Genomic DNA, 19813 nt, shown 5'->3' with positions numbered 1-19813 from the left:
TTCAACATAGGGGACCGTACGCTTTGCGCCAGTTACGGTCAACTACTCGCCGCGTGACATCACAGGACATTCCCGACGCGGCCATGAGGAGTCACAGCGTGAACAGACTGAATGCTGGGGCGACGACCCACCAACGGGACGGCAATGCCGGTACGGGCCCACGATCAGTGGCCGGATCTCATCGGTCCACCGCTTCCGCAGACTGGCCGAACGCGTCACCAGGCGCCGCTCTCGAAGTCCGCGGGCTCGGCAAGCGTTTCGGCGGTGTCACAGCGCTGCAGGACGTCGACCTCGCCGTAGCCCCGGGCGAAGCGGTCGCTGTCATCGGCCCCAACGGCGCCGGCAAGAGCACCCTGCTCAAACTGATCTCCGGCGTGCACCGCCCCAGTGCGGGAGTGGTCCGGCTCGGTGAGCACGAGCTGGCCCGGATGCCGCCGCACCGCATCACCCGGCTCGGCGTCGCCCTGGCCCATCAAGTTCCGCGGCCCTTTCACGGCCTCACCATCAGGGACAACGTACGCGTCGGAGCCATGGCGGGGCGGCCCCAGATGCACCGGGCCGAACTGGAGGAAATTCTCGCCCTGTGTCAACTGGACACCAAGGCGTCCCGCCCGGCCGACTCCCTCCGTGTCCTCGACCTGAAACGGCTGGAGGTAGCGCGGGCCCTGGCCACCCGGCCTCAGGTGCTGATGCTCGACGAGGTCGCGGCCGGGCTGGTCGGCCGTGAGCTGGACGAGGCGATCGACCTCATCCGCCAGATCCACGACCGGGGGATCACCGTGCTCCTGGTCGAACACATCGAGCGGGTCGTACGGGAACTAGTCGATCGCGTCCTGGTACTGAACTGGGGCAGGTCGATCGCCGAAGGCACGCCGGCCGAGATCGCTGCCAACCAGGAAGTACGGGCCGTCTACCTCGGCGACGGAGACCGGTCCGCAGCGCCGCCCGCCCGGGCTCCGGCAACGGACGCGACCACGACCGCACCCACGGAACCCGTACTGACGCTGGACGGTGTCAGCGCGGGCTACGGCGACATGGTTGCCCTGCGGGACTTCTCACTGCGTGTCGCTCCCGGGCAGATCGTGAGTGTCCTGGGTGCCAACGGAGCCGGTAAATCGACGCTCTGCGCCACGGTCATGGGCACCGTCCCCTCCAGGTCAGGATCCCTGCACGCGTTCGGGAAGGACATCACCCGGATGCCCACCCACGAGCGGGCTCGGCTGGGCATCGCCTACTGCCAGGAAGGCCGGCGGATCTTCACCGCTCTCACCGTCGCCGAGAACCTCGCGCTCGGTGCCCCGCTGGCTCTGGCCAAGGACGACGTACGGACACGTATGGAACGCGTCCACGCCGTCTTCCCAGTACTCGCCGAACGTGCCACCCAACAGGCCGGGACCATGTCGGGCGGACAACAACAGATGCTCGCCGTGGGGCGCGCCCTCATGGCGGACCCCCAGGTGCTGATCTGCGACGAGATCTCCCTCGGCCTCGCGCCCGTGGCCATCGACGCGTTGTATCACGCACTCGTCGAGATCAATGCGCAAGGCGTCGCCATCGTCCTGGTCGAGCAGAACGTCAAACGGGCGCTCGGTATCTCCGACCACGCGGTCGTCCTGTCCCGAGGGCTGATCTCGTACAGCGGCGATCCTGCTGGCCTGCTCGGTGACGACGCCCTGGATGCAGCCTATTTCGGCACGGCCGACGACCGCCCGACCCCCTCCACTTCCCTCAGCACATCCGAAGGAGACCCATCATGAGGAGACCCATCGCGCTCCGCAGCCTCGCCCTCCCCACGGGCGCATTGCTCGCCCTCACCGCAGGCTGTGCGGGCAACGCCTCGAGCAGCGGCAACGCGGCAAGCGACGACGGCCCCATAGTCATCGGAACCAGCATCTCGCTGTCCGGCAACACCGTCCTCACTCAGATCCGCGACGGCTACCAACTCGCCGTCCAGCAGGTCAACGCCAAGGGCGGAATAGAAGTGGACGGCAAGAAGCGGAAGGTCGAGTTGAAAGTGCTCGACAACCGCAGCGACACCAACACCATGGTCCAGCAGGTCCGTAATCTCGTGCTCACCAAGCACGCCGTCGGACTCCTGGGCTCCTGCTGCCAGCAGAACATCGACATGCAGGGCCAGGCCGACGCGCTCAAGACCCCTCTGGTGATGGGTGCCCTCCCGGTGGACTTGCTGCCCAAGGGCAAGGGCTACGCCTGGGATTCCTTCCAGTCGCTCGCCGACGGAGCCAAGGGCTTCTACCAGGTCGCCGCGGGAACGAAGACGAACAAGAAGACGCTGATCGTCACCAACAACGACGGACAGGGCACCTCCACCGGCAAGCAGTGGGGGGCCGCCGGGAAGAAGGCCGGCTTCACCATCAGCGCCACCAAGGCGGTGCCGACCGGCACCACCGACTTCTCCAATGTCATCCAGGCCGGAAAGTCCGCCAACGCCCAGGTTCTGATCGCCTCCATGACCCCGTCGGACTGCTTCGCCATGTGGAAGCAGATGAAGGCCCTGGCCTACAAACCCAAGGTCGCCATCGGCCTCCAGTGCGCCCAGACCCCCGGCTGGGGCGATCTCGGCTCTCTCGGCGACGGCACCCTCGTGCAGCTCAACTGGTCCGACACCGCCAACCTGCCCGACACCGACCTCGTCGTCAGCAAGTACGGCAAGAAGTACACCAACCTCACCGATCTGGGCTCGGTCGCCGCCGGGCTGCACGAGGCGACCATCCTCCTCGACGCTATCTCCGATGCGGGCAGCACCAAGGCGTCCGACATCAACACGGCACTGGCAAACAGCGACACCACGTCCGCACTCGGCTCGGTGAAGTTCGTGGACAACAAGAGCGTGACGCCCACCTTCATCGGCCAATGGAAGAACGGAGCCATCCAGCAGGTCTGGCCGGCCAAGGGCGCCAAGGATCTCCTTCCGCTGTCCGGGCTCAACTGACCCGTCAAAGCGCGAACGAACGGAGAACCACGTGAGTCTCGACGTCCTGGCCGCCGGGGTCCTCGCCGGCGGCCTGTACGCCCTCATCGGACTGGGCATCTCCCTGGTCTTCGGCGTACTCGGCCTGATGAACATGGCGCACGGCGAACTCGTCATCGGCGGCGCCTACCTCGCCTCCCTGCTGGTCCTGAAGGCCGGCTGGGACCCGCTGGTGACACTGCCACTCGCCATGGCGGGCGTCGCCCTGATCGCCTATCCGCTCCAGCGGTACCTGCTCACCCCGCTGCTCCAGGGGAGCAGAAACGCGCCACTCGTGGCGACCTTCGGATTGTCGCTGCTCGCCCAGGCACTGTTCCAAGGAGCGTTCGGCACCCATCCGAAAACCCTGCCCGCCTCCTACGCCACCTCTGGCCTGTCCTTCCTCGGCCTGCGTATCCAGACGATCTACCTGATCGCCTTCGGTCTCACGATCCTGCTGTGCGCCGTCACCCATCTCGTCCTCACGCGCACCCGCGCCGGCAGCGCGGTCCGCGCGGCGTCGGCGGACCCCGCCACCGCAGCCGTCCTAGGTATCAACGTGGCGAAGGTCTACGCGACGACCTTCGCCGGCGCCGCGGCACTCGCCGCGGCCGGCGGGGTACTGACCGGAGTGGCCCAGAGCTTCACGCCCAGCAGTGGGCTGCCGTTTTTGCTCACCGGTTTCGCTGTGATGGCCATGGCGGGCATCGGCAGCGTCGGCGGCGTCTTCCTCGCCGGACTGACCCTCGGGGTCTTGCAGTCGGTCAGTGTCGCCCTTTTCGGCGGCGGACTGCGTGACGTCGTCGTCTACCTCGCTTTCTTCCTCGTCCTCGCCGTACGCCCCCAGGGCCTGTTCCGAAAGGCGGCCACCGGATGAAGCCGCGGTCGATGCCAAAGGGCCTGTGGCCCGCGGCCGTTCTCACACTGCTCACGGTCGCCGCCTTCGCCCTCGCTCCCACTCTCGGCCTCGGACAGCTGGACCTCGGCGTCACTCTGCTCACCTATCTGGCGATCGCCCAGGCGTGGAACGTTCTCGCCGGTTACAGCGGCCAGGTGTCCCTCGGCGCCGCTGCGTTCATCGCGACCGGCGGCTACACCACCGCCCTGATCCTGCTCCATACGAGTCTCGCCTGGCCGTTGGCATTCATCGGCGCGGGCGTCGGCGCCACGCTCCTCGCTCTGCTGCTGGCGGTGCCGCTGCTGCGGCTGCGCGGCGACTACTTCTCCGTCGGCACGCTGGCCATCTCCATCGCCGTCCAGGCGTTGCTCAGCAACTGGAACTGGGCCGGCGGCGCCAGCGGGCTCACCCTGCCCGTGGAAAGGGTCCCCAGCGGGGGCAACCTCTACCAGATCTCGGTCATCGTCGCCGCCTTGGCCATGGCCCTCGCGCTGTACGTCCGGCACAGCGCCTTCGGTCTGCGGCTCACGGCCGTCCGGGACAACGAGCCCGCCGCCGCAGGACTCGGAGTGTCGGTGTACCGGCACCGCCTCGCCGCGCTGTTGCCCACCAGCGCGATCACTGGCCTGGCAGGCGCGGTGATCGCCTTCCAGTTCGTCGTCATCTCGCCGGACGGCGTAGCGAGCGTCAACTGGAGCCTCAACGCGGTCCTCATGGCCGTGGTCGGCGGCGCCGGCACGATCCTCGGGCCCGTCGTCGGGGTGGGGATCGTCTACTACGGACTGACCCGCGCCCTTCAGGACCAGCAGACGCTGTCTCTCGTCATCGAAGGAGTCCTGTTGATCCTGATCGTGCGTTTCGCGCCACAGGGAGCCTGGCCCCTGCTCTGCCGAGGCGCTCGACGGCTGACCACCCGCCGCAGGGGGCCGACGGCCCTCTCGAACACCGACAACGACGTACGAACCCTGGAGCAGGTGTGACGGAACAGAGAGAATGCGAGGGTGACGTCGTCCTGGTCACCGGCGGAGGAGGAGGCATCGGCTTCGCCACCGTAGCGCTACTGTCTGCGCGGGGGGCGTCTGTCGTGGCCCTCGGCCCCGACACAGCTCAACTGTCCAAGGTGCACGACCTCGAAGGAGCGGTCGCGGTCGTCGGCGATGCCGCGGACGAGGACGACGTCTGGCGTGCGGTGGACACTGCGCTCGACCGATGGGGCCGGCTGACAGCAGTCGCGTGCTGTGCCGGCGTGGGCACCTTCGGGACGGTCCTGGACGACTCCGAGCAGTGGTACGCGGCACTGCGCGCCAATCTCGACACCGCGTACGTCACCACCCGGCGTTGTCTGCCGGCACTGATGGACTCGCGCGGATCGATCGTGCTCGTCTCGTCCCTGGCCGGAGTTGTCGCGGTCCCCGGGTCGGCCGCGTACACCACCGCGAAACATGCTCTCATCGGTCTGACGCGCTCCCTGGCGGTCGACTTCGGCCCCGTCGGAGTCCGGGCCAATGTGGTCTGTCCCGGGCAGACCCGTACCGGGATGCTCGATCAGGTGATGGATACGATCGGCGGCCGGGCCGGCCTCGACCGGGACAGCGCCTACGAGCGTGCGGCATCAGTCACCCCCTTGCGCCGACCGGCGGATCCGCAGGAGGTGGCCGAGGTCATCGCCTTCTTGGCCAGCCGTCGTTCGTCTGTCGTGACCGGTGCGGTGTTGATGGCCGACGCGGGCGTCTCCGCCGCCGACCTGAGCCTGACGGGACTGATGCCCCCCGTGTCGGGCGACGGCGGGAGAACGCACCCCTGAACAGTAGGCCCGGAGCGGTCTGCGGCCCCGGCAGGGCGCCGGGGCCGCAGACCGCTCGTTGGAGATGCCGAAGGTAACGGCCCGGGGTGCTCGGCAGGCAACACGTCCCTTGCCTGCCGAGAAGGATTCGGGCAAGAACGCCGAGAATTCATAGGATCACCGACGTCCCGATGTGACCGTCACGGCAAAGGCAGCCGCGAACCACACCCGCCGATCCGGAGACTCACCTGCTGCGGATGACGTGCAGCACCTTGGTCTCCGTGAACGACAACAGACCAGCCAGTCCGCCCTCGACGCCCAACCCGCTCCACTTGTGCCCGCCGAGGGGCACGCCCGGCGTCGGCACGGCGTGCGTGTTGACCCAGGACGTACCGCACTCCAACCGGGCGGCCAGCGCCGCGGCCCGTTCGGGATCCGCGCTCCACACCGATCCGTCGAGTCCGAAGTGGGTACCGTTGGCCCGGGCCAACGCCTCCTCGACGTCGTCGTAGGGGATCACCGGTAGAACGGGCCCGAACTGTTCCTCGTCGACGATGCGCACGCCGTCTTCGACGTCCCTCAGAATGGTTGGCGCGAAGAAGTAGCCGTCACCGTCCAGGCGCCGGCCACCGGCGGCCGCGGTGGCGCCGCCGGCCAGCGCCTCACCCACCAGCTCCTGGACACGTGCGAACTGCGGCGCGGTGGCGAGTGGCCCCAGCTGGGTGCCGGGAAGCATGCCGTCGGCGACTCGGACCGACCGTGCCCGGTCCGCCAGGGCGTCGACCACCTCGGTGTACCGGGAGCGTGGGACGTAGAGGCGTTTCATCGCCGCGCATATTTGCCCGCAGTTGGCGAAGGCGCCCCAGAACAGGCTGTCGGCGTGGACATCGAGGTCGACGTCGTCGAGGAGGATGGCCGCATCGTTCCCGCCCAGCTCCAGGGTGAGGCGCTTGAGGTCGGGCGCGGTCGCCTCGGCCACGCGCTTGCCGGTGGCGACGGAGCCCGTGAACGACACCTTGCGGGGTACGGAGTGTTCGGCGAGCCGAGCGCCCAACGGATCCCGGCCGCTGATGACGTTCAGCACACCCGGCGGGAGCACGTCGCGAAGGACGATTCCGAGTGCGAGGGACGACAGCGGCGTGAAGGGTGAAGGCTTGAGGACCACCGTGTTTCCGGCCAGCAGGGCCGGCCCGATTTTCAGGGCCGCGAGGGCCAACGGGAAGTTCCACGGGGTGATCGCGGCGACCACGCCCATGGGCTGATGCACCACCTCGATCCGCTCCTTGTCGTCGTCCCGGATCACCTCCCGTGGCAGGTCGAGGGGGGCCGTGGTGCGCAGACTCAACGCGGTCAGCCCGACCTCGAAACGGGCATCCGGCAGAGGTTTGCCCTGCTCCAGGGTCAGCAGGGTGGCGAGTTCCTCGGTGCTCTCCTCTATCCGTGCGGCGGCGGCGAGGAGCGCGCTGCGGCGAGCAGCGATGTCGTCACGCCAAAGCGGGAGGGCGTCGGAGGCCGCCTGCAGCGCGTCGTCCAGTTGGTCCGGTGAGCAGTCGGGCGCCTGGGCGAAGACCCGGCCGGTGGCGGGGTTGTCCACTCCGAAAGTGTCGCTGGTGTGGACTTCCTTGCCGTTCACGGTCATCGGGTGGATGTACTGGGTCACGGTGTCTCCTGGAGGGCGGTGGTGGCCGGCGCCGTCCTTGGCGTGAGGAGCATGGCGGCGATGGCGAGGGCTGCGAGTACGGCCATGGCGGCCCCGGTCCAGGTGGTGGTTCCGGTCGCGGCGTACAGCGAGGTCGCGGCGACGGGTCCCAGGCCGCCGATGACGTAGGCGATGCCGTAGCTGAGGCCCACGCCGGTGTAGCGCACCTGGGCCGGGAACTGCTCGGCCAGCACGGTGGCGGCCGGTCCGGCCAGGGTGAAGTTCGCGACGCTCGCCAGGCCGAGGGCCAGGACGACGAGCGCCACGGAGCCGTCTTCGAACAGCGGGAAGAAGGACAGGGCCACGACGATCTGCAGGCATCCGGCGACGATCACGGTCCGTCGTCTGCCCCAACGGTCGCCAAGCACCGAGGCCGCGTACAGGCCCGCCAGGGACACGGGTGTGATCGACAGGAACGCGATCAGCAGGGTGTCCAAGTCGTAGTGGAGCTCGGTGGTCCCGTAGCTGAGCGCGTATGTGGTCATCATGTAGGCGAGCACTGCGGGCGCGGAGAACAGGGCGATGCCCCTGCCGACCGCGGAGGTGTGGTCGCGCAGCAGGGCGGCGAGGGGAACCCGCGGCGGGTCGCGGCGCACGGCGGCCTCGAAGAGGGGGCTTTCGGCCAGCCGGGTCCTGATGACGACGCCCACCACGACCAGGACGAGACTGGCCCCGAAGGCCGCGCGCCAGCCCCAGCTGGTGAACCCGCTCGGCGAGATCTCGAAGCAGGCGAGGACGACGCTCTGCCCCAGGACGGCTCCCATCAGCGTGCCGAGCACCGGGGCGCTTCCGTACAGTCCCCGCTTGTGGGAGGGGGCGTGTTCGACTGCCATGAGTAGGGCACCGCCCCACTCGGCGCCTGCCGCCATGCCTTGTATCAGGCGCAGCAGCACCAGCGCGATCGGTGCGAGTACGCCGATCCTGTCAGTGGTGGGTAGGACCCCCATCAGAGTCGTGGCCGTGCCCATCACCACAAAGGTGACGACGAGCGTGCGCTTGCGGCCGAAGCGGTCGCCGAAGTGGCCCGCGACGACACCGCCCACGGGACGTGCGACAAAGCCGACGGCGAAGGTGGCGAGGGCGCCGAGCTGACTGGCTATGGCGTTGCCGGAGGGGAAGAACAGGGGGCCGAAGACCGTGCCGCTGAGCAGCCCGTACAGGCCGAAGTCATAGAACTCGATGGTGGTGCCGACCGCACAGGCCATTGCGACCCGCCGCGCCTCCTTGGGGTGGGTGACCGACTCGCTCTCGGAGGGCGTTGACGGGCCGCTGGGTCTGGAGATTTCGGGCAGTTGCGACATCGGAACCGCTCCTAGTACGTCAGGACACTGTGTGCATGTGACAGGGGATGACGTTGAGTTCGTCGGGTCCGCTCTCGCCGACGACGACGGTGCCGCCGATGTTGACGCGGTGCTGTCCGGTACAGGCGTTGGGCTCGAAGGCGAAGGCCATGCCGGGGACGAGTTCCAGGTCTCTGATCGGCTCGACGGTACGGAAGACACGACGGGCGTCCTGGCCGGGGATCTGCTCGGCGTTCAGGGCGATGTGCCCCGCGAAGGCCGCGGGAGCGAGACTGTGCACCAGGGGTGTCATGTTGTAGTGGCCGGCCTTGAGGAGCGGCTCGCTCATGGCCTTGGCCAGGTCGAGGAAGCCGGCTCCCGGGCGCAGAGCCTGAAGGCCGGCGTCGTAGCAGTCGCGAGCGACGTCGTGGAGCGTATGCAGCACCTTCGGCACAGGCTCGATGGCGACGGCCATCTGGACCTGTGTCTCGAATCCGCCGTAGCAGGACATGATCTCGGCCTGCACCAGGTCGCCGGGCTGCACCACCCGGGAGGGGCCGCCGGCGTAGGTCCAGTAGGGCGGTGCCCAACCGGGGTCGTCGGCGCCGACGCTCATGATGACGTGCGGGTAAGTGGTGACGCACGAGTTGCGATGCAGCACCTCCACGACCGCCGCGTAGATCTCGGCCTCGCGGATCCCCGGCCGGGTGATCTCCAGCATGGTCTGGCACGCTTCCTCGGCCGCCCGGGCGGAGTGGCGGACCAGCTCCAGCTCCTGCGGCGTCTTGGGCAGCATCGTCTGGGCGAAGTCGAGGGAGACGTCCGCGAATTCGGCCTCGGGCAGGTTCTTCAGGACGTGGTCCCACATCATGTGGGTGATGAGGCCCTCCATCTCCCCCGCCGAGCTTCCGGTCAGGCCGACCACGCCGACACGGCTAGATGTCTTTCCGTATTCGGTGAGTGCCTGGACGACCCCGCGGCCGAACGGACCGACGCGTACGTCGTCGATCCAGAAGCGCACGTCCCGCATGTTCGCGGCCAGGCGTCGGGTGTAGCGATGGTGCGTCCAGGTGAGGTGGATGGGGTCACGGTCGGCGAAGAACACGATCACGCCGTCGAGGACCTCGTTGGCGAGGTAACCCTCGTACCGTTCACGCCCCTTGAGGCCGAAGACGAGCAGACACTCGAGGTCCTTGTCCCGCATGAAGGCACGAGTGCGCTGCCATCGCAGGTCCCGGGCGGTGAAGGGGAGGACGGGATAGTTCTTCGCGGTCATGCGCCTGCCCCCTCGGCGGACTTTCCGCCGACAGCCTCGGCGAGGTCGCTCTCCAGGATCCTGGGATCGGCGCCCGCTGCCTCGGCCACGTCCCGGTAGTACTGCAGCCAGTCGGTGCCCTCGGGGACGTGACCGCCCCCTGCCATGGTGCCGCGGGTGATCGCGGGGTCGTCCAGGTGGGCCGGCAGCTCTCCGGTCGCCTCGTACACTTCGACGGCCTTGAGGAGGCGGCGCCGGGTTCGGCTGATCATCAGATCCGACACGGACAGGTGCTCGAAGCTCCGGTCCACGACCGGTCCCATGCTCTCGGTGATCATCTTGTCCTGGATCTGGATGCCCTGGACTCCGGAGTAGTTGCCCTTCGCCTGGGCGTCCCGGTCGAGGAAGTAGTCGTTCTCCTCGGCCGGGGTGAGCCGCCCCCTGCCGTACCAGTCGTCGGTGGCGGGCTGGAGCAGGTCGGCCATCCGGACCACAACGCCCGGCAGCTTCTCCAGGGGGGCCAGAAAGATCGACTTGCCGTCCACCAGCGCCCGTGGTCGGCTGAGCTGGAAGATCATGGAGTGGGTGTCGTCCATCGGCAGCCAGAACCGCACGACGGGCTCTTCCGCGTCGAAGGAGCTCTGGCCGGGGACGGTCCAGGACGGCAGCAACTGCTGGGTGTAATGCCGGTAGTCGGGAGCGAAGCTGTCCGGCCTGCGGTGGCCCTCCATGGTGCCCGCGACGGTGTTGACGACGTTGGTCTCGACGGCCCTGCCGCTGGTGAGCCACTTCATGATGAAGTGCTCGCCGACCTCCTCGGGCTCGTGGCCGCCGTGGTGGAGGAAGGCGAGGTGAGCCGCGTCGATGTCACCCTCCATTCCCTGCAGCCAGTTGCACTCGCGCAGCCACATCTGGATCTCCAACTCGTCCTCGTCGGCGACCACGCCGACCTCGGGCAGCGGCGGCGGGGTCTCACGCGAACCCATGTAGATCCAGACGATGCCGTTGCGCTCCCGCACCGAGTAGGCCTTGGCCCGTGCCCGGGTGGGGACGCCTCCCCCGGCGATGCTCGGGACGTCGGTGCAACGGCCTTCCACGTCGAACTTCCAGCCGTGGTAGGAGCAGCGCAGGCCGCCTTCCTCGTTGCGGCCGAAGAACAGCGACGCGCAGCGGTGCGGGCAGCGGTGGTCGAAGATGCCCATCCGGCCGTCGCTGTCGCGGAAGCCGACCAGTCGTTCCCCCAAGGCCATCAGGCGGATAGGGGCGCCCTCGGCCTCGAACTCCTTGGACCTGGCGATCGGCATCCAGAACTGGCGGAAGAACTCTCCGGTCGGAGTGCCGGGGCCGACCTGAGTCAGCTTGGCGAAGGTGTCAGTGCTCATGAAGCGGTCCGTCTCTGTGCGGGATCGATGGGTTCGCCCTGCTCACCAGGCGAGGGCAGGCCCGACCAGGTTCATCCGGTCGTTCGGGAACAGGTCGCTGACCTCGGGTGTGGCCCAGCCGAGGTCGACCGGATGGGTGACCTCGGCGAAGGTCAGGGCCAGCTCGTAGAGGGCCTGCTCCCGCGGCGGCATGTTGTCGAGGGGAAAGGCGTTCAGATGGCTGACGACGGCCTCGATGCGCGGAAGGACGGCGGCGCACAGCTCGCGCAGCTCATCGATGTCGGCGGCGGCCATCGCCGCCATCCGCTCCTGTGAGTCGCGCAGGCGCCACCGGCCCAGGAAGCGTTCCAGGTCGGCGAATTCCTCGGGAAGTTCCATCACTTGGCTCCGATCAGCTCGTCGACGAGCCCATAGCGGTGCTGGAGTGCGAACTCCTGCAGGGAGAGGTAGATCTCGCCGATGGCACCCGACTCCAGGCCGCGCTGCACGTCCTCCATGGCGGCCAGGTCCTCCCTGGCCACCGTGTACTGCAGGGCCCGCGTGTACGCCTGGGCCAGGCGGTCGCCGGCGTGCCGGGCCTTGCGGGCGTAGCTGTCGAAGACCAGGCGGGAGTGGTTGCGGTCGATCGGCCAGACCGTGACGGTGCTGTACCAGTGCGAGCCGTTGAGAACGGCCACGTTGGGGAACTGCCACACGATGTCGAAGAACCACGGGCGGTGGCCGGTGCGGTTCACCGCCGGCGGCAGCATGGAGAAGTCGGTCTCGACCGCCGGGGTGAGCTTGCGCCCGAGGTTGTACAGGGCGTCCTCAACGGGCGGGCTGACGTAGTCGGGGTTGGCCGGGGTGCTGGTGCGGATGTGGCGGTCGTACATGTCGATCACGGGCTTGTGCCGCAGCGGGTTGTTCGCGCCGGCCAGTTTCGGCTGGGTGCGGCGGTGCAGGAAGACGGTGTGGTAGCCCTCCGAGAACGAGTCCATGGCGATGTTCCAGTTGGCCCGGACGTCGATGGAGAAGCAGCTGATTTTCTCCATCTCGCTGTAGTAGCCGTCGAAGCCCTCGGCGAGTTCCCCCAGCCAGTCGTCGAGCGGCTCGGGTTGTTCGCTGAAGTTGGCGTAGATCAGCCCGTACCGGACCTCGGTGTGAATCGGCACCAGGCCGAGGCGGGATTTGTCGACGGAGCGGAACTGCTGCTCGTCCGGGACTGAACGCAGGGTTCCCTCGCCGGTGTACGACCAGCCGTGGAACCAGCACGTGTGCGCCGGTGAGGTCCCCTCAGCGAATCCGCAGGCCGTGGGGATCACCTTCTTTCCGCGGTGTCGGCACACGTTGTGGAACGCGCGCACCTCCCCGTCCCGGCCACGCTGGACGAGTACCGAGATGTTGAAGGTGGGCACGTCCAGGACGAAGTAACTGCCCTGCTTTGGAAGGTCGTTGACGTTTCCGACGAGGTACCACGACGGGCGGAAGACCTTCTCGACGACGGCGTCGTGGTACTCCGCCGTCAGTTTGTCCTTGACGGACACGACATCCCGCAGGCCCGCGAACGGATTGGGCGGCGGAGGCCCGCCGGGGGCCGCGGAAGCGAGACGGACAGGTGCATCAGCCATAAGGTCTCCATAAGTTAGGACGGTAGTCCTGTTATTAGGGACCGTAGGCCCAAAAACCAGCGCCTGACAAGGGGTGCTCCCCAATCGCACCCACACTTCACCGAGCCAACCTCACACCTCTCAAGTCTTCGACCTGCACCCAGCTTGACCTCCCCAAGTTGCGGCTATACGGTCGACATACAGTCCCGACTTATAGAATACGCTCCCGATATTCAGGACATCGATCGTTAACGGTAAGGAGGGGTGTCCATGCCGAACCCCGTGAACATGTTTCTCGACGGGCCTTACGCTCCCTGGCGTGAGCAGGGCGAAGCCTTCGATCTGGAGATCGAGGGCCGACTCCCGGACGAGTTGCACGGTGCGATGTACCGCATCGGCCCCAGCCAGTTCTATCGCCCGGAGGACCCGAGCCGGTATCACTGGTTCGAGGGGGACGGCATGGTCCACGCCGTCTTCCTGCGCGACGGCCGGGCGACCTATCGCAACCGCTACGTGGAGACCGCCGGCCTGCAGTTGGAGAAGCAGCAGGGCCGGGCGATCTTCGGCGGTTTCATGAACGGCAGGGACACCCCGCTGCCCGCCGACACGTTCCCGAAGAACCCCGCCAACACGCACGTGGCCCTCTACGACAACCGCCTGCTGGCCTTCTGCGAGGGGGACGTGCCGCACGAGTTGCGGCCGGACACGCTGGAGACGGTCAATCAGCGCTACGACTTCTGCGGCGCGATCGCCGGTCCCACGACCGCTCACTTCAAGGTCGATCCGGCCAACGGGGATCTGCTCTTCTTCAGCAACATCGACGGTGCGGTCACGTGGTATCGGGCCGACCGCCACGGGAAGGTCGTGGACCGTCACTCGGTCGATCTGGGCGTCCCCACGTTCACTCATGACTACGTCGTCACCACCGACTACGCGATCTTCCTGGTCAACCCGACGATGGTCCGTATCGAGAGCATGCTCCAGGGCCGACCGTCGTCTGTCTGGGAACCGGAGACGCTGGAGACCTGCCGATGGGCCGCCCTGCATCGCAGGACCGGCAAGGTCCACTGGTTCGAGGCCCCCGACGCTTACGCCCCGACCCACTTCCTCAATGCCTACCAGGACGGCACCAGGATCGTCATCGACGGGCACCGCGTCGACCGTTTCGGCCCCACCTGGAAGGAGCTGGAGTCACCGCCCCCGGGCGGAGACTGGAACTGGTGGTTCAAGAAGATGGTCGCCACCCCCTGGCGCTGGGAGCTCGACCTCGCGACCGGGACGATGAAAGACAGTCAAGTCACCGATATCCTCGGCGAGTTCCCGCAGATCAATGATCAGCGGACCGGCCTCTCCCACCGGTACGGCTACTACGCCACCACACGAGGAGCCGGCGACTGGTTCACCGATGGCTTGGCCAAGCACGACTACCTCACCGGCGACACGTGGATTCAGACACTTGACGGTTCACTGACGTCGCCCAGCGAACCCCAGTTCGTGCCCCGCCCCGGTGCCACGGCCGAGGACGACGGCTGGTTGCTGTCGATCTGGTGGGACCCGGCCACCGACCGCAGCGAGGTCGTCGTTCAGGAGGCGCAGGACTTCACAGCGTCCCCTGTCGCCCGCATCAAGCTGAACCATCGTGTCCCCCTGGGATTCCACGGCAGTTGGTCCGATGCCGCCGAACTCGACGCCGCCCTCGACGCCGTCTGAGACCCGGCGAGTGAGTGGGCCGACGCGGTGACGAAGCGCCCCCGTCGGCCCACGGATGTCCCCGTTCGGTTCCCCCCAAGCAGCTTCCTCGCAGACACCTGGCCCACCGACGTTGTGGTCCTGCGTGCCTTCTCGGTACACGGCAAATACGCCTCCGGACCGCGAGAGATCTTCACCAGGTCCTGGTTCCGTTCCCTTGCCGGTCGTCCCTCTCCCCTTCTCCGCTTGGAGGCCCGACAATGTCGTCCGGCACCGTCACACCCCCGGTAGGCCGCAGTTTGGCTCTGCTCGGAGTGGTCCTCGTGGCCGCACAGAGTTTCCAGCTCGTCGTCTTCCCCAACTTCCTTAAATCCCTGCTCGCCGAGCCCGGCTGGCACCTGTCACCCAGCGATGCGGGTCTGATCGGGAGCATGGTCTACCTGGGAATGCCAGCAGGGGCCGCCGCCGCTGGGCCGCTGGCTCGGCGCCTCGGGCGCAGGAATGCGACGCTCGCTGCTGTCCTGTGGCTCACGCTCTGGTCCGGGGCCTGCGCGGTCGCCGTCATCCCTTGGCAACTGGGGTTTCTCAGGATGCTCGCGGGGATCGGCATGGGCGTCGCCATGCCCCTGATCCTGAGCTTCGCCAAGGACGCCACCACCAGATCCAAGCGCGCGCTCGGAACCGTGCTGTTCGGAATGCCGGCCGCGGCGATCATCGCCCAGTCCATCGTGACCAGACTGCCGGTCGAGGGCGCTTGGCGTCTCCTGACGGCCGTGGGGGCGGGCGTGGGGATCATCGCCCTTGCCCTGTCCCTGTGGCTGCTGCCAAGCGGCACCGGCATGTCCGGATTGGCTGGTCATGAGGCGGGGCACCTCAATCCGATCCCGCGCATGGCCATGTGGACGGGCATCGGCCTGATCGGAGCGAACCTGATTGCCTGGTCAGGCCTTACCGGACTCACATCCACTGACCTGCGCTTCAACGCAGTACTGAACGCAGGCGCGTTCATAGCGATCTTCGCCGCGGCAGGCCTCGCGATCCACCGGACCGAGACACCTACTTCCCTCTCGGGGACCGTTCGGGCCACCGCCGCATTCGTCCTGATCTACCCGCCTACCTTCATCACGATCTTGATCACGGTACTGAACCTCGTCGCCCCCGGCGACAACACCGCTTTCGTCCTGATGCTGATCGGTGTGTGGATCGTCGACGGCTACTGCCGGGCACTTGCGCTCAGTGTGGCGCCAGGCGTGTTCGAAGCCCTTCCCCGCCCCAAAGCCCAGGCAGACGGTCACATCGCACCGGTGCCACAGCCGCTGCGCCCTGGCTCCGAAGGGTGACGGTGAGATCTCGGCGCCCCACTCGGGCGATCAGTCCAGATGTACCCGGATGGCCAGACGGCAGCTTCCCTGCGCACCGGTGTCCGTGACCAGGGGAATCAGCTAAGGGAGTTTCGCCCAATAGCCCACAGTCCACCGTGCCATGACCGAGCGAACGGCTTCCTGTGAGAGTTCATTCTCCAACCGGTTGTGACTCCAGCCAGGTGGGCAAAACCGGGCCTTCTCTCAGCCCTCCTGTCATCCCACGACCGCACTGATGATCCGGCGCTCGACCGCCGACGTCCACCAAAGGATTCGTTCCATGACCGACATGCTCGACCTCGTCGTCGCCGATCGCCGCCAGGAAGCGCTCGGCGTCGTATCCCTGGTCCTGCGTGCCTACGACGGCTCTCCACTTCCCGCCTGGGAACCTGGTGCCCACATCGACCTCGGGCTCACAGCCGGTCTGGAACGCCAGTACTCCCTGTGCGGCGGCGACACACATTCATGGCGCATCGCTGTACTGCGCGAGCCTGCGGGGCGGGGCGGATCCGAATTCGTTCACAGGGTCCTCCAGCCCGGAACACGGGTACAGGCCCGTGGCCCCCGCAACCACTTCCCTCTGGACGTCGCGCCCGCCTACCGCTTCATAGCCGGCGGCATCGGCATCACACCGATTCTCCCCATGCTCGACGCCGCCTCCCCAGCACCGTGGACACTGCTCTACGGCGGGCGTTCCCGAGACACCATGGCCTTCACAGAGGAGCTGGCGTCCCGTCATCCCGCTGGTCGCGTTCTCCTCCACGAGGGCATCCTCGATCTGCGGGGCCACCTCACGGACCTGCGCCCGGGCGAACTCGTCTACGCCTGTGGCCCCTCTGCACTGCTTGAGGCGGTCGAGTCCCTCGTCCCCGCGGAGTCGTTGCGCATCGAGCGCTTCACTCCGTGCGTGACGAACACGGGCGCCGACAACGCCTTCGAGATCGAACTCGCCCACTCCCGCAGGATCTTGCCCGTCTCTGCGGACGAGTCGATCCTGACGGCTCTGCTGGCAGCGGGCGTGGAAGTTCCGTACTCCTGTACCGAGGGCATCTGCGGCACCTGCGAAACCCGCCTTCTCGCCGGCGATGCCGACCACCGCGACAGCATCTTGACACCACAGGAGCGGGCCACCGGTGAGACCCTGATGGTCTGCGTCTCCCGGTCACGGACCCCGCGGCTGACCCTCGACCTCTAGAAGTGGGTCCGGTACAGGTCGATCACCCCATACCGGCTGCCCCCCTTCTCGAAGATGACCGCCTTGACATGGTGTTTCCCCAGGTAGGCGCGGATCGGCGAGTTGGGTGCCTAGTGGAGTCGCTGGAGACAGCCACCGCTACCGATCGGGATGCTGTACGCCCCCTGCATTGAACGCGCCCTCTGACGGCGGCCGTGGCAAAGTCCAGGTGTGCGGCCAGTTGAGTCCAGGCTGATGGCCACCGGAATTGGCTCATCCAACGGCCACCCACCTGGGCATCTCAATGACCGTTGACACTCTCGAACCATGCCCCTTCGGTATCTACGCCGGCGGACAGTCCATTCCGGTCGGTACGCCGTCCGGGGTCTCTCCAGCCGCGCAAAGCGGTGCGCACCAGTCGATCAAGACTCCGTCCATGTCGTGCCGTGGCGCGACTCCGGCAGCCCATCTACTGTCTGCGATGACCAGCACCGGCCAGACCGTCACCCAGTTGCGGGTACCGGATAAAACAAATGAAATCACCTGCTTCGCCGCCCTGCTGGAGCCTTACGACCTGACCGGGGTGACGGTGACCGTCGACGCTCTCCACACACAGCGTGACCACGCCCGCTTCCTCGTCCAGGCCAAGAAGGCGCACTACGCGTTCACCGTGAAGAAGAACCAGAAGGGCCTGTACGACCAGCTTCGGGCCCTGCCCTGGGGTGAGGCGACAGCGAAGTTCTACGACCGCTCCACCGGCCACGGACGCCTGGAGACCCGCGTGGTGCAGGCCTTGACCGTCACCGACCTCGGCGTCGACTTCCCGCACGCCGCCCAGGCCGCGAAGATCGTGCGGCACCGCACCTCGGCCAGGACCGGCAGACGCATCCGCGAGACCGTCTACGTCATCACCGACCTGACCAGCCGACAGGGCTCCCCCGAACAGATCGCGAAGGCCGTGAGGTCATAGTGGGTGATTGAAAACCGGCTCCATTTCGTGCGGGACACCGCCTTCCGCGAAGACGCCTCCAAGGTCCGCACCGGACACGGACCGGAGAACATGGCCACCCTCCGCAGCTTTGCGATCAACCAACTCCGCACTGCTGGCCACACCAATATCGCAGCCGGACTCCGCGAGATGTCCCTCCGCCCCTTCGAGCGGCCGCTGACCCTCCTCGGACTCAGCTGACCAGCGTCGCCCCAAGGCCATCAGACTTTGCAATCGCCCTGAACGCCCGTTGGCCAGGCGTGAAGTTCGCTTGCGGTGCGGTCGGCTTCAGTCCTCTATCCCCGAGAGCGCTTGTCCCGGGCACAGGCTCGCTGCCGCGAGGAGTTTCGCCGGGTCGGCGAGGTGGCCTTCGAGCACCATGACGGTTCCGTCGTCATCGCTCTGGTCGAACACCTCCGGGGCCGTCATGACACACTGCCCGGTCCCGACGCAGCGATCGAGATCGGCGATTATCCGCGTCATCTCCCCTACCAGGTGACCGGCAGCTCGTGGAGGCCATAGACGCCGGCCGTGTCCTTGAACCGCAGTTCGTCGAACGGGGTGGCCAGGCGCAGGGCGGGGATCCGCCGCAAGAGCGTGCCGAAGACGATCTGCAGTTCCAGTCGGGCCAGGTTCTGCCCGAGGCACTGGTGTGCGCCGTATCCGAAGGCGATGTGGTGCCGGGCGTCCTCGCGCTCGATGTCGAACTCGTCGGGCTTGTCGAAGCGGGCCGGATCGTGGTTGCCGGTGTTGGACAACGCCACGACGCCATCTCCTGCCCGGATGGTCACGCCGCCGATCTCGATGTCCTCCGTCGCCAGGCGGGCGGCTGCGGACTCGGCGATGGTGAAGTACCGCAGCAGTTCCTCGATCGCGCCGGGCGTCCTGGCCGGCTCCTCGCGGATCGCAGCCAACGCGTCGGGGTGCTCAAGCAGGGTCATCGTGCCCAAGGAGATCATGTTCGCGGTGGTCTCGTGCCCGGCGACGAGTAGCAGGGCGGCCAGCGCGATCAACTCCCCGCGGTTCGTGGTCTTTTCGAGCTGCCTGGTCAGCAGGTCATCGCCCGGCTCCTGTTCCTTCCTGGTGATCAACTCGTCCAGGAAGGTGAAGAGTTCGATGTTGGCGTTCATCCTTTCGTCGAGAGGGGTGGCGGTGTGCAGAATCGTGGTGGCCCTGGACTGGAAGAAGTCCCGGTCGTCGTAGGACACGCCGAGCAGCTCGCAGATGACTAGGGACGGCACGGGTAGCGCCAGCGCCTCCACGAGGTCGACCGGGCGCGGACCGGCCAGCATCGCGTCGATGTACCGGTCGACGATCTCCTGGATGCGCGGGCGCAGCGCGGCCAGCCGCTTGACGGTGAACTCACCGAGCACCGCCCTGCGGGCCTCCCCGTGCTCAGGCGGGTCCATGGCGATCAGCGAGGGCCTGAAGTCGCCCGGAGGCGGCCCACCGGGCTGCAGCAGGGGGAAGTTCGGTTTGCGCAGGTCAGAGCTGAAGCGGGGGTCGGTCAGCATCCTACGGATGTCCTCGTACCGGGTGAGTACCCACCCCGTCATGCCGTTGCGGAACGTGACGTGGGCGACGGGTTCCTCCTCGCGCAGCCGGACGTGTTCCTCCGGCGGTACGTAGGGGCACTTCCGGACGACGGGCATGACTGGCGTGGTGCTCATGGTTCCACTCCGATCCGCAGGGATGGTGGCCGGGCGACGACAACCCGGGGTTGTCGCGCCGGCTCTATCCCGTGTCG

17 protein-coding genes and 1 pseudogene are annotated in these 19813 nt (G+C 67.3%); 10 read left to right on the top strand and 8 right to left on the bottom strand.

Annotation, left to right across the window (positions count from 1 at the left end; translation table 11 throughout):
• The first annotated feature begins 98 nt into the window (after window positions 1–98).
• From OG226_RS41720 to OG226_RS41700, 5 genes are read left to right on the top strand one after another with little or no spacing between them, the layout of a single operon-like run.
• Entirely contained in the window at window positions 99–1757 is a 1659-nt protein-coding gene (locus OG226_RS41720) for an ATP-binding cassette domain-containing protein (RefSeq protein WP_329351972.1), read from the top strand.
• Window positions 1754–2953, top strand: coding sequence for an ABC transporter substrate-binding protein (locus OG226_RS41715; protein WP_329351971.1), 1200 nt, complete (start codon window positions 1754–1756; stop codon window positions 2951–2953). Before OG226_RS41720 ends, OG226_RS41715 begins: the two co-directional genes overlap by 4 nt.
• 31 nt (window positions 2954–2984) lie before the next feature.
• On the top strand, window positions 2985–3848 hold the full coding sequence (locus tag OG226_RS41710) for a branched-chain amino acid ABC transporter permease (protein WP_329351970.1): 864 nt from the start codon (window positions 2985–2987) through the stop codon (window positions 3846–3848).
• An 11-nt stretch (window positions 3849–3859) separates the two neighbouring features.
• Window positions 3860–4849, top strand: a complete 990-nt coding sequence (locus OG226_RS41705; RefSeq protein ID WP_329351969.1) for a branched-chain amino acid ABC transporter permease — start codon at window positions 3860–3862, stop codon at window positions 4847–4849.
• Complete coding sequence (locus tag OG226_RS41700; RefSeq protein WP_329351968.1) at window positions 4846–5673, top strand: SDR family NAD(P)-dependent oxidoreductase; 828 nt, start codon at window positions 4846–4848, stop codon at window positions 5671–5673. Before OG226_RS41705 ends, OG226_RS41700 begins: the two co-directional genes overlap by 4 nt.
• A 223-nt stretch (window positions 5674–5896) precedes the next feature.
• Here the strand turns inward: OG226_RS41700 and OG226_RS41695 are convergent, their stop codons facing one another.
• Genes OG226_RS41695 through OG226_RS41670 form a run of 6 tightly spaced genes read right to left on the bottom strand, consistent with a single transcriptional unit; the run spans window position 5897 to window position 12875 of the window.
• On the bottom strand, window positions 5897–7291 hold the full coding sequence (locus tag OG226_RS41695) for an aldehyde dehydrogenase family protein (RefSeq protein ID WP_329353667.1): 1395 nt from the start codon (window positions 7289–7291) through the stop codon (window positions 5897–5899).
• 17 nt (window positions 7292–7308) lie between these two features.
• A complete protein-coding gene (locus OG226_RS41690; RefSeq protein WP_329351967.1) occupies window positions 7309–8652 on the bottom strand; it encodes an MFS transporter in 1344 nt (447 codons plus the stop codon).
• A 19-nt stretch (window positions 8653–8671) separates the two neighbouring features.
• Window positions 8672–9907, bottom strand: coding sequence for a M24 family metallopeptidase (locus OG226_RS41685; protein ID WP_329351966.1), 1236 nt, complete (start codon window positions 9905–9907; stop codon window positions 8672–8674).
• Window positions 9904–11268, bottom strand: coding sequence for a Rieske 2Fe-2S domain-containing protein (locus OG226_RS41680; protein WP_329351965.1), 1365 nt, complete (start codon window positions 11266–11268; stop codon window positions 9904–9906). The genes OG226_RS41685 and OG226_RS41680 overlap by 4 nt, the downstream gene beginning before the upstream one ends.
• 42 nt (window positions 11269–11310) lie before the next feature.
• Complete coding sequence (locus tag OG226_RS41675) at window positions 11311–11646, bottom strand: hypothetical protein (RefSeq protein ID WP_329351964.1); 336 nt, start codon at window positions 11644–11646, stop codon at window positions 11311–11313.
• The gene (locus OG226_RS41670; protein WP_329351963.1) at window positions 11646–12875 is read right to left on the bottom strand and encodes an aromatic ring-hydroxylating oxygenase subunit alpha; all 1230 of its coding nucleotides are present in this window, start codon (window positions 12873–12875) and stop codon (window positions 11646–11648) included. Before OG226_RS41670 ends, OG226_RS41675 begins: the two co-directional genes overlap by 1 nt.
• 249 nt (window positions 12876–13124) lie before the next feature.
• Between OG226_RS41670 and OG226_RS41665 the strand changes: the two genes are divergently transcribed.
• The 5 genes and pseudogenes from OG226_RS41665 to OG226_RS41645 all read left to right on the top strand — a co-directional run bounded on the left by OG226_RS41665 (window position 13125) and on the right by OG226_RS41645 (window position 18267).
• Complete coding sequence (locus OG226_RS41665; RefSeq protein ID WP_329351962.1) at window positions 13125–14564, top strand: carotenoid oxygenase family protein; 1440 nt, start codon at window positions 13125–13127, stop codon at window positions 14562–14564.
• Window positions 14565–14803: 239 nt separating this feature from the next.
• Window positions 14804–15883, top strand: a complete 1080-nt coding sequence (locus tag OG226_RS41660) for an MFS transporter (protein ID WP_329351961.1) — start codon at window positions 14804–14806, stop codon at window positions 15881–15883.
• Between the two features lie 301 nt (window positions 15884–16184).
• Window positions 16185–17099 carry a PDR/VanB family oxidoreductase gene (locus OG226_RS41655; protein WP_329351960.1) on the top strand — a complete coding sequence of 305 codons (915 nt, stop codon included), beginning with the start codon at window positions 16185–16187 and terminating at the stop codon, window positions 17097–17099.
• Window positions 17100–17397: 298 nt separating this feature from the next.
• Window positions 17398–18048, top strand: a pseudogene (locus OG226_RS41650) (ISAs1 family transposase); the annotation flags it as partial.
• A gap of 3 nt (window positions 18049–18051) precedes the next feature.
• A complete protein-coding gene (locus tag OG226_RS41645) occupies window positions 18052–18267 on the top strand; it encodes a hypothetical protein (protein ID WP_329351959.1) in 216 nt (71 codons plus the stop codon).
• An 87-nt stretch (window positions 18268–18354) separates the two neighbouring features.
• On the opposite strand, the gene OG226_RS41640 is transcribed toward OG226_RS41645, so the two are convergent.
• The gene (locus OG226_RS41640) at window positions 18355–18549 is read right to left on the bottom strand and encodes a ferredoxin (RefSeq protein ID WP_329351958.1); all 195 of its coding nucleotides are present in this window, start codon (window positions 18547–18549) and stop codon (window positions 18355–18357) included.
• Between the two features lie 5 nt (window positions 18550–18554).
• Entirely contained in the window at window positions 18555–19736 is a 1182-nt protein-coding gene (locus tag OG226_RS41635; RefSeq protein WP_329351957.1) for a cytochrome P450, read from the bottom strand.
• Between the last annotated feature and the right edge of the window lie 77 nt (window positions 19737–19813).

The organism is Streptomyces sp. NBC_01261, assembly GCF_036226385.1.
GTDB lineage: Bacteria > Actinomycetota > Actinomycetes > Streptomycetales > Streptomycetaceae > Streptomyces.
The sequence above is the reverse complement of the archived record's forward strand: the minus strand, read 5'-3'. Positions and strand labels throughout refer to the sequence as shown.